Annotated in this window: 9 protein-coding genes and 2 pseudogenes; 8 read left to right on the top strand and 3 right to left on the bottom strand. The window is 63.4% G+C overall.

Going from position 1 to position 10493, the window contains the following annotated elements; translation table 11 throughout:
* Positions 1-798, bottom strand: a pseudogene (locus BLV04_RS23740) (hypothetical protein); the annotation flags it as partial.
* Between the two features lie 212 nt (positions 799-1010).
* On the opposite strand from BLV04_RS23740, the gene BLV04_RS23735 reads away from it, so the two are divergent.
* Both BLV04_RS23735 and BLV04_RS23725 read left to right on the top strand, forming a co-directional pair.
* The gene (locus BLV04_RS23735) at positions 1011-1967 is read left to right on the top strand and encodes a DUF4268 domain-containing protein (protein WP_093038556.1); all 957 of its coding nucleotides are present in this window, start codon (positions 1011-1013) and stop codon (positions 1965-1967) included.
* Positions 1968-2172: 205 nt separating this feature from the next.
* Complete coding sequence (locus BLV04_RS23725; protein WP_093038552.1) at positions 2173-2619, top strand: DUF1810 domain-containing protein; 447 nt, start codon at positions 2173-2175, stop codon at positions 2617-2619.
* 10 nt (positions 2620-2629) lie between these two features.
* On the opposite strand, the pseudogene BLV04_RS23720 reads toward BLV04_RS23725, so the two are convergent.
* A pseudogene (locus tag BLV04_RS23720) lies at positions 2630-3074 on the bottom strand (LexA family protein).
* 16 nt (positions 3075-3090) lie between these two features.
* Between BLV04_RS23720 and BLV04_RS23715 the strand changes: the two are divergent.
* From BLV04_RS23715 to BLV04_RS23700, 4 genes are all read left to right on the top strand, one after another.
* Entirely contained in the window at positions 3091-3465 is a 375-nt protein-coding gene (locus tag BLV04_RS23715; RefSeq protein WP_093038550.1) for a hypothetical protein, read from the top strand.
* Positions 3462-4421 (top strand): tyrosine-type recombinase/integrase, encoded by a 960-nt coding sequence (locus tag BLV04_RS23710; RefSeq protein ID WP_093038549.1) that lies wholly within the window; start codon positions 3462-3464, stop codon positions 4419-4421. The genes BLV04_RS23715 and BLV04_RS23710 overlap by 4 nt, the downstream gene beginning before the upstream one ends.
* 260 nt (positions 4422-4681) lie before the next feature.
* A complete protein-coding gene (locus BLV04_RS23705) occupies positions 4682-5614 on the top strand; it encodes a type IV toxin-antitoxin system AbiEi family antitoxin domain-containing protein (protein ID WP_093038548.1) in 933 nt (310 codons plus the stop codon).
* Positions 5615-6472 (top strand): nucleotidyl transferase AbiEii/AbiGii toxin family protein, encoded by an 858-nt coding sequence (locus BLV04_RS23700; protein ID WP_093038547.1) that lies wholly within the window; start codon positions 5615-5617, stop codon positions 6470-6472.
* Positions 6473-6606: 134 nt separating this feature from the next.
* Here BLV04_RS23700 and BLV04_RS23695 read toward each other — a convergent pair whose 3' ends face one another.
* Complete coding sequence (locus BLV04_RS23695; RefSeq protein ID WP_093038545.1) at positions 6607-7113, bottom strand: PH domain-containing protein; 507 nt, start codon at positions 7111-7113, stop codon at positions 6607-6609.
* Positions 7114-8346: 1233 nt separating this feature from the next.
* On the opposite strand from BLV04_RS23695, the gene BLV04_RS23690 reads away from it, so the two are divergent.
* Together BLV04_RS23690 and BLV04_RS23685 are read left to right on the top strand one after the other, a co-directional pair.
* Positions 8347-9291: an integrase domain-containing protein gene (locus BLV04_RS23690; protein WP_093038544.1), complete on the top strand. Its 945-nt coding sequence runs from the start codon at positions 8347-8349 to the stop codon at positions 9289-9291.
* The gene (locus BLV04_RS23685; RefSeq protein WP_093038543.1) at positions 9288-9653 is read left to right on the top strand and encodes a hypothetical protein; all 366 of its coding nucleotides are present in this window, start codon (positions 9288-9290) and stop codon (positions 9651-9653) included. The genes BLV04_RS23690 and BLV04_RS23685 overlap by 4 nt, the downstream gene beginning before the upstream one ends.
* Positions 9654-10493 lie beyond the last annotated feature (840 nt).

Raw genomic sequence — 10493 nt, 5'->3', positions numbered from 1 at the left:
GGGCGGCTCGGTCGCGAGCCGTTCGGTAAAGAGCGCGGCCTCCTCGCAGATGCCGATCTCGGTCAGGACCGCCATGCGGATGTCCGCGTAGCGCGTGTCCTCCCGATCGATCCGTTCCAAGCGGGAGGCGAGTTCTACCAGAGGGGCAACCGGGTCGCATTGGTTCGCCAGCGCGACGGCGAGATCCTCGCGCAGACCTTGCTCAGTCTCCTGCAACTGCCGGAGCCAGATGCCTCCGAGACCGAGTCCCAGCGTTGCGAGTGCGAGCAACCCCAGGACCGTCAGGATCCACGCCGGGCGCCGCGGCGGGGGCGTCAAGGTCGCGGGATCCGGCGCACCGGCGGGGCCCGGCGGCCGGCCGGGGTCGGTGCCGCCCCAAGAGATCAGGACCGGGGCGCCGCCGATCACATAGACTGACTTGTCGCCTGGGTAGACGATGGCGCGCTTTAGGAGCTGCGCGGGCTCGGGATCGTCCGGCTCGCGGCGAGCCAGCTCGTCGGCCAGGCGGGCGATCGCTTTCAGGTGATCGGCGAGGATGCGCCGCGCGACCGCCTGCTCCTCGTCGGGAAGATCCAGTAAAGGCCGCGGTTGTCCGGCCAGCGCACTGGTCCAGGTGACTGCACCCGAGCCGTCGACGGCGATCTCGGGTCGAGCGAATACAGCCGCAGTCGCCGCGGGCAGATGGCGTCTCAGGGTGCGGCCGAGTGTGTCGAGCTGCTGCCAGGGATGATTCGGCGGCAGCCGATCCGCGGGTGGAGCGGCGTAGACCAGTGTCAGGATACGAACCGAGGGGGTCATCGCGGGCTCCCGTGCTGTCGATGTGACGTCCTGAGAGGATTCTAAACCGCGTTCGGAGTGGTCGATGTGATTTGGTCTGGATGGGCTGCTGCGGGCAACGGCGGGGGGAGAGGATCGGCGGTGGCAGGAGATGGTGGCAGGATTGATTCGACTTGCGTCGTGAGGCTGTAATCTGGACTGGATCTCCTAACCTGATGACATGAGACCTCAGCATGCCCGTTGACAATCCTCTCCGTCTGGCTCGCCTCGAACCGATGGACCTGCGTTGCGGATGGCCGCACGAGGCCGGAGCCTTCACGCCCTGGCTCGCAGCCCCCGAGAACCTCGCGTTGCTCGGCGACACCCTAGGGCTGCGCCTCGTGCTCGACGGCAGTGAGGTCAACGTCGGCATCTTCCGTGCCGACCTGCTGTGCCGCGATCAGGATGATGGCCTGGTGCTGATCGAGAACCAGCTCGAGCGCACCGATCACAGCCATCTCGGTCAGATCTTGACCTATGTTGCGGGGCTGAAGGCCCAGACCACGATTTGGATCGCCGCAGCCTTCACCGAGGAGCACCGCGCGGCGCTCGATTGGCTGAACGATGCTACCGACGAGCGCTATCACTTCTTCGGGCTGACCATAGAGCTGTGGCGCATCGGCGGCTCGCTCCCGGCACCCCGTTTCAACCTGGTAGTGAAGCCAAACGACTGGAGCCGAGCCGCCTCGCGGGTGGTTAGGAGCGTTCAGTCCGGCGAACTTTCGGAGGTCGGGCGGCGACGGCTGGCGTACTGGACCGGGTTCCAGCAGTTCCTGGCTGAGCATCCATGCGGGTTGACTCTGGACCGGGTCGCGGGGAGTGCGAACCTCGGCTTCCCGACCGCGCATCCGGGCCTGACACTAAAGCTCTATCGTTCTGTGGACGAAATCGGGGTCTTCCTGCGCGTGCATGGCGAGCATGCCACCGAGCGTTACGAGCATCTCTTGGAGCTGCGCGCCGAGCTCGAGGGCGCGTTCGGTGCACCCTTGGTCTGGATGGTCCGCTCAGATGGGGCCTTCTATTGGATCGTGCGAACCCTGCGGGCCGATCCGGACGACCAAGAGGATTGGCCGCGACAGTTTCAGTTCATAGTAGATGCGGTGATGACCTTTACGCGCCTGATTGACGAACGCCGTTGGGATCTCGTGTGATGGGCTCGATCGACCTATGGATGGGGTCAAAGGTCCTTTACGTGGCGCGCCTGGTGATGAAAGCCAAAGGTGTCGGAGCAATGGCTGGCAAGTTTCCGGACATGTCTCGTCTCGACGGTGAGGCGGATCTTAGGCAAGCCCGCCTCGCCGCGGTATTCAAGGCAGCGAATCGAATGGTATCGGGCACTCAGACAACGGGGGCGTGATGACCACCGACGATCCCCACGACCTAATCCGCTTCGTCCGAGCGCAGCAGAACGACTACGCCCGTGCCCTCGCCGAGATCCGATCGGGCCGCAAGCGCACGCACTGGATGTGGTACATCTTCCCGCAGCTCGACGGACTCGGGTTCAGCGTGACGGCGCGGCGGTATGCGATCCGCGGTCTCGACGAGGCGCGGGCGTATCTCGGCCATCCGGTGCTCGGGCCGCGGCTCGTCGAGTTTGCCGAGGCGGTGCTCGCCGTTCAGGGACGCTCGGCGCGGGAGATCTTCGGGACGCCGGATGATTTGAAGCTGCGCTCGTGTGCGACGCTGTTTGCGGAGGTGTCTGCGGAGGGATCGGTGTTCCATCGCCTGATCGAGGTCTATTTCGGCGGCGCGCCGGACGGGCGCACCTTGACCCTGCTCGGGCAGTCCGCCGACCGGGCTTGACCCGCGACCCTCAGCGCGTCATCCGAACCACCCCCGAGACGATCCCGAGGATCTCGATCTCGTCATGCCGCAGGGTGATCGGCACCATCCCCGGGTTGGCCGGTTGCAGGCGGATCCCGTCGGGCTCGACATAGAAACGCTTGAGGGTGACCTGCTCGCCCTTGATGAGCGCCACCACGGTCTCGCCGTTCTCGGCGGTCTGGCGCTTCTCGACGATGATGATGTCGCCGTCCTGGATTTGGTCGTCTGTCATGGAGTGGCCGCGTACCTGCAAGGCGCTGTTCTTGCGTACCATGTGGCGCGGGACCGTGACGCTCGTGCGGTCCTCCGGGGGGCTCGACTGGGCGGCCGGCGGCGACGTAGCCGAGCAGAGGGATCTTCCGGCCGGGCGTGGCGCAAACCCCAGGGTCGCGCCTGCGGCGTCTTTTAATGTGATTATGTCCTTTATCACATATAACTGGGAGTCCGGTCATGAGAGCGTTTCTGAATCGTCACAGTTCAACCATGCTCCACCCTTGGGCCGGAGCCTGGGTTGCCGTGCCCGTCGTTGTCGTGCTGACGCGCATCGGCTATGACCGGCACGAGCTGTCGGCGTATGCGGCTCTGGCGGGAGCGCTCATGGCCATTCTCGGCGTGCTGACCCTGGGGCGCCCGCTTTTGCGCTTGGGTTATGACGAATGGTTACGGCAATCACGCATTATCGACGGTGGACACGTTGCGCCAACTCCCGAGGAGCAGAAGGCCGAGTTGGAGGAACGGCGTGACGCCCAGGCGATTCAGCTCAGCGGTCCGCTGTTGGTCATTCTCGGAACCTTGCTCAATGGAACGAGCGGATTTTTATCATGACCGCGCTTACCCTTCTTTTTCCTGCCGCCCCGTGTCCCGCCCTGATCGCCGCCGCCGGCGAGCGAGCCCAGTTCCGTTTCCTGGAATTCTTCGCCTCCGCCATCCGCAACCCCCACACAAGGCGGGCCTATGTCCGGGCCGTGGCGGAATTTTTGGACTGGTGCACGAGCGTCGGGGTGCCGTCCATCACCGACGTACAGCCGCTGCACGTGGCGACCTGGATCGAGGGGCAGACGCGGAGCTTGTCGGCGCCCACGGTCAAGCAGCAGCTGGCGGCCCTGCGTCACCTGTTCGATTGGCTGGTGACGGGCCAGATCGTGCCGGTCAACCCGGCGGCCTCGGTACGCGGACCGTCCCATGTGGTGAAGACCGGCAAGACCCCGGTGCTCGACGCCGCGGAGGCGCGGCACCTGCTCGAGAGCATCGCCGCGGACACCCCGGCCGGCCTGCGCGACCGCGCGCTGATCGCCCTGATGGTGTATTCCTTCGCACGCGTCGGCGCGGCCCTGGGGATGCGGGTCGAGGACGTCTTCACCCAGCAGCGGCGCCTGTGGGTGCGCCTGCACGAAAAAGGCGGCAAGCGCCACGAGATGCCCTGTCACCACCGTCTCGAGGAGATCCTCGAGGCCTATCTCGAGGGCGCGGACCTGCGCCGCGACCCCAAGGGCTGGCTGTTCCGCACCCTCGGGCGCGGCACCGGGTGTTTGAGCGCGCGTCCGCTCGCCCAGGCCAATGCCCATGCGATGATCCGCCGGCGCACCGCGGCGGCCGGGATCGCCACCCGGGTCGGCAACCACAGCTTCCGGGCCACCGGCATCACCGCGTATCTGACCCACGGCGGGACGCTCGAGCAGGCCGCGGCGATGGCCAACCACGCCAGCACCCGCACCACCCAGCTCTACGACCGACGGCGCGGCGACCTGACGCTCGACGAGATCGAGAAGATCCGGATTTGAGGAGACCGCCCTGTAACTTCACGACGGGACGATCGACACGGCAGGAACGGCTATGATGGCTTTCGGGTCACGGTGCAGGCCGACCTGCATAGCGTTGATTTTTATAATCTTATAATGGCATACAGTTATAATTCGTCCTCAGGACGAATTATAACTGTATGCCGCATCGCTGACAATCAATTTCCTGTATTTCAATCAAGCATTGACAACTCACGCTGCTAGCGTTATATGTCCTTAGGACATATAACGCTAGCAGCAACATGGAACTCAGGACCGCCCTCAGCCTCGAAATCGGCCAGCTGCATCATCCGGTCGTGACCAGCTACCAGCTTGGCTGCCTGGTCTTCAAGTTATACCGAGCAAAGGTTTATCGCGGAGAACCCTTAAAAGGCATCAAGAAGGACGTTCCCGCCCGCGCCGATTTCAAGCGCCTACTTTCCTCTCTCGTGCAAGACGGCATCCTGCACAACAGCAAGGCGGTGCCCAACAGCGAGGTTTATGCCGTGCTGGGACGGGCCGCCGCCGGGGCGGAAGACATTGCCTGCTGCGTCGACCCCTTCTGCTATGTTTCGCATCTGAGTGCGATGGCGTATCACGGCTTCACCGACCGCCTTCCCAAACTGCTGTTCCTGACCACGCCGCCCTCCACACGCTGGGGAATTCTCGCGGTCGAGCGCATGCAGAAAGACTTGGGGTCGGAGGGGTACGCGCTTTACCGCGAAGCATCCCTGCCGCTCTTGCGCCGGTTGCGGCTTGCGAAGATTCACCGTAAGACCGTCAACAGTCATTCGAGCGTGCATTGCAACCCCGGGGCCTATGTGAACGTGCAGGAGCGCTCCCTGCGCGTATCCACGATTGGGCGCACCTTTCTCGATATGATCCGCGAGCCGGATTTGTGCGGCGGCATCTACCATGTGCTGGAGGTCTATGCCGACCACGCCGGCCGTTATCTGCGGCAGATCGTGGACACCGTTGACCGCCACGGCAACAAAATCGAAAAGGTGCGGGTCGGTTATCTTCTCGATGAGCGGCTTGGACTGCCTCATCCGACCATCGAAACGTGGCGTGCGCTGGCGCAGCGCGGCGGTTCGCAGAAACTTTACCCCAAAGCTCCCTACAGCCCGAACTTCTCGGAAAAGTGGTGTTTATCGCTCAACATCGAAGAAACAGACGACACCGCTGCGGAGGAATGATTGCAGACATCCGACATCCGGGAATGGGTCAACCAAAATCCCGACGACCAGCAGTTCCGTCGGGCCATCCACACCATTCTTGCCGCCATCGCCGGCACACCCGTTCTTCAAGCCACCATGATCATGAAGGGCGGGGTGTTGCTGGCCTTGAGCTACCGCAGCACGCGCTACACCAAGGACATCGACTTCTCGACCGCCATCAGGCGCCCGGACTTCGATCCGGTGAATTTCCGGCGATACCTCGAAGACAGCCTGAGCGACACCGTGGAGAGCTTGGATTACGGTCTGGATTGCCGTGTCCAGAGCTGCATCCAACAGCCCAGAAACGATGACGCGACGTTCCCGACCTTCAAAATCCGCATCGGCTATGCCGCCAAGGGCACCCCCGCCCACAGACGGCTGCAAGCCGGGACGGCTCCGCAGGTCGTGGACATCGACTACAGCCTGAACGAACCGGTCGAGGAGACCGATCTGTTCGAGTTGGGGGACGGCAGCGCCATCCGCACCTACAGTCTGGTGGAGATGGTGGCGGAGAAGTTTCGCGCCCTGCTCCAGCAGGAGGCCCGCAACCGCATCCGCCGGCAGGACATCTTCGATCTGCACTACGTCTTGAGCGACCATCCGTTGCGCGATGACGCGCCGACCAAACGGCGGATTCTGGACAGGTTGCTCGAAAAATCGCGGATCCGCGGTTTGACGATCGATCGGTTGGCCATGTCCAACCCTGAAATCCGTCGCCGGTCCAAGGCCCGCTATCATGAACTCGCCTCGGAAATCGAAGGCGACCTGCCCCCGTTCGACGCGGTCTACGACGTCGTCGAGGCGTTCTACCGCTCCCTGCCTTGGCCACGGGACTGACCGGGAGCAAATAGACCGCGAGGGTATTGCGGTCGGATCTGCGCGGCGAAGAATTCCAGAACGCGCTTCCCGGTCTGCCCCCTGCGTGGCCGTGCGACGTTTGCCCCGTCGCCACGGCGGCAACACGCTCGCACCTACCCGGGACGACCGACCCCCGCTGCGCTCGCCATGGACGGGTTCGCGTCTGTCCTCGCGAGACATTGCATCGTCCGAGCCCGAAACCGCAGCGGATCGCGAACCAGCGGAATCTCCATACGCATACCGCCGACGCCCGTCACCGTGACCTGGCCGAAGTTCATCATGCGACCGATGATGCCTTGCTCGACAGTGAAACCTTCCACCTTCGCGTGGTCGAGTTCCATCGTACGGCGACCAAAAAATCCATACGTGAAGATGACGCGCCTATCGGTAATCGTCAGCTCGGTGCCGATCACGTTGAGATGGGCGTCGAGGATGAACATAAAGAAGACGAGAAGTGCAGGCGCTGCTCCGATCATCCCCATAGACGGCACAAGGAAGGCCGAAGCGGGAATAAAGCAGATCAGCCCCATGACGACGGCATCCACGTAAATCCACCCGTGCAACGCACCGACGACCTCGACCTGTTCGCCGGGATACAACACTTGATCGATATTACTCATCACTATACCGCGAGAGCCCCGAACTCCGGATCGGGGAGGCACGACACCGTTTCGATCACGGTCCGACTGCCCGTCTCGCAACCTCCTCTTTGCTGAAGTTGAATAAAAATGCCATCGCTGATTGCGGGTTGCGAAACCTGGAACTTGCTTTTGATGATGTCAGCGACAACGTCGACGTTAGAAGTAAAAGCGTCGTTTTAGTGATCCGACAATAAGTCGCCATTTGTTTGCAAGGAAACGTCATTCCCGAAAAGCGGTCTTGAAACATCCGTATATCACGACAAGCACGTCCTCCATAGTGCTCGAGATCCGAACTCCGATTCGAAGCTTGCACCGGCGTGTCCGCAGCAGTAATCTATCGTGAAACCGTGCGACCGGAAGTCGCGAGTAGCTGGCTCCAATCAGCGTCACGCACAGACATCCTCTGCCTCTGTGCGGGGTCCGGCACCATGTGCTGCCCCATCTCCGGACATCCGTGCGCCTCTCGCTCACGCCTCCGCCCTCCATCGGCCATGCCCTTGCTATCCGCCATCACTCGATGCGGCTAGACCTCACGCATTACGTTATGCGCTGCAATCGCTTCCGGCGATTGCCACCACCCAACCCCGATTGACCGCGCCACCTGCCACTGCGGCAGCAGGCCGGCAATCGACATCCGCTCGGCCCCGTGCCGACGGTCGCGTCCCGCGCCTCGGCGCTCCCGCTTTGATCGGCTCTCGCCGCCGTCGCCTTGCGGTCTCTGGAACAGAGACCGCAAGGACAAACACGCCGCCCGCCCGCCCTGCTACAGGCAGCTCGAGGCTTCAGGCCGCGTCAATTCGCGCATCAAAACCCCCGCACATCTCCGATCAGGCGCCCGCCAGGGCAGCAGGCGGCATCCTGCCACGTCTGATATCGGCACTGCGGATCTCCCGATGCGCACTCGCGATCCCATCGCGATCACACGGTCTCACGGTGACAGCGACGTCATCGGCATCCCCCGCCAGCCGATCAGGCACTGCGGATGCGAGTACCGCGCACTCTACTGAAGGCGCCTGCAGATGCGCCTGCTTCGCCAGCTCGCGAGGAGCTATACCCTCGTTATCACTTACCTGTCGCTGATTGGCGGATCGCGAAGCAAAAGCCGGCAATGATCTTGCGTTCCGCCAATGGCGGCAGGCATTCCGGCCATCCGCAAACGTTTAAGTTGGACCTCAAATCATTCGAGAATTTAATGACGGGAGCCCGATTCACATGGGGCTATACGGCGGCGTCGGCACGAGAAATCACGGCTATGGACGAAAAATGGATTACGCAGGACAACAGGCCTTGCAGGCACGCTATGGCGGTGGTCATTTTTCCACGGTCGCCACGCAAGGCGCGCGCTGGAGCGCCTTTTCAGGATGGGCCAAAGAACAGGGGATCAAGGATATGAGGGACGTGACACCGGAGTGCGTTTTCGCCTATGCCGACGCGATGCGCGGGCAGGGACTCGCCGTCAGTACAAGACAGAATCGAATCAGCGCGATCAATACCGTCATGCGCCAGGCACGGGAAGGCAGCTGGACCACCGTCTCACCGCGAGCGGCGGTCGGCGAGTCCCGCTCGCAGGTACGCACCGAAGCGCCGGCCACGCTTGATCCGTCGCGCTATCAGAGCGCGTTGGCGCAATTACATGCGACGGGCCTGAACCGCGCCGCAGCCGTGCTGTCGTTGGGTCGGGAATGCGGTATGCGCTCCGAAGAGGCCGTGAAGGCAAACCTTGGCCGTCTCCTTAATGAGGCTGCGACAGTGGGTTCAATCAATATTCAGGACGGCACGAAAGGAGGAAGAGACGCCCCGCGATGGGTACCGGTGACGGAGGGAATACGCGCGGCATTGGCCGCCGCCATTGCAGCCCGACCCGCCGGATCCCAAAACCTCCTGGCGCCCGGAGAGAGCTTCAAGGCATGGCGATCGGGCGAGTTGCGCGCCGGTCGCGAGATCCTCCACACCCACGGCATCAAAGGCTATCACGACGCCCGCGCGGCATATGCCTGTGCACGGTACGCTCAGCTGACGGGCCGGCCGGCGCCGGTTGTTGCAGGACAACGCACCGCGTCGAAGGCCGACGACCGCGCCGCCCGGCTGACGATCGCCGGCGAGCTCGGACACGGCCGCTCGGATGTCGCACGCGCCTATGTGGGATCCAGCCGATGAGCGCCATCCACCGTCTCCTGGAACGGGCACAACCCGGCTCGCACGGCGGCGTCGCGCAGCACATCCGGCGCGGCGAGATCCTACGGCAGCGGATCGCAGAGCGCTGGCACCTTCGCCGCCCGGAGCAATGGCGCCTCAAGCATGTGCGGTGGGTCCTCGAGCACGGGCTGCCGGATGTCGGGCCGGCGACCCGCTACCACTACTACCGCACGGTCCGTGTGATCGCCGCCGTACTCGGCCACTGGCCCGACTGGGAGCCTCACCTACGCGGTTCATGGACCACACCGACCGGGGCAGGCCCGCGGGCGTCCGCCGAGCGCGGCGGACGCCCACCGAAACTGGCCCAGCGTGCCCGCCGCTAAGGGGTAGACCCAATGGAGGTGGCCCCCCCCGACTGAGCCGAAATGGCCCCTTGTGACACGACTGTCGGGTCTACCCCTACTCCCGAGGATCTCGAACAGCTCCTCGAGCACGGCAGAACCCAACGCGCATTCGAGGCGCATGGCCACGACTTCCTCCTGGACTTCGAGCCCGTCGCAAAGCTCATCTCCCTGATGGAATGGCGCGCATGGACACTCGCCTGTCTTGACCCCGACACCCGACCTTGCCTACGGCCTCTTCGACGACGAGGATCGCGTAACGCGTGTAGGACACTTCTGGCTCTCGGAACTTGAGGCGTACCGTGACCCCTTGGGCTCCCGCCTCCACCGGCTCTCGACCTTCACGCCCCGCATGCCCCTCTTCGAGTACGCCTCCCAACGCCCTGCGTACCGGAACCACCATCCTCTCCCCCTGATGGCCGGCTCGCACCCGCCCCCGCAACAAAAAAACCCCGAGCATCCCTACTCGGGGTTCCGCATCACGATTAGAAATCGTTATCTCTTCTTCAGCATTAGCGCTCGCATATATGCTTCGATGTCCCCTCCAAAATCCTTGGCCAGTCCGCGCAGAGCCTTCTCCGAATATTTCTCCCGCCATGCCCTTGCCAGCCTTCTCGGAAATTTATCTGGAACAGCCCTCAAAGACCGCAACACCCGCACTCTCACCAAACTCGCCGGCGGGAAAAGCTACGCGATCACCCCCGTCGAAACCCTCCGCGCCTTAGGCTGAGTGCGGTCAGCGATTTTGATGGTTTCGCGATCAAGTTGCGTGATAGGGGTCGGCGAAGCGCTCCCCCGGTCTCGCGCGGCCGGGGTGTGGGC

Origin of the sequence: Thiocapsa roseopersicina (assembly GCF_900106925.1) — a bacterium.
Classification (GTDB): Bacteria; Pseudomonadota; Gammaproteobacteria; order Chromatiales; family Chromatiaceae; genus Thiocapsa; species Thiocapsa roseopersicina.
Note: the sequence above shows the minus strand (reverse complement) of the source record. Positions and strands in the feature narration are given on the sequence as shown.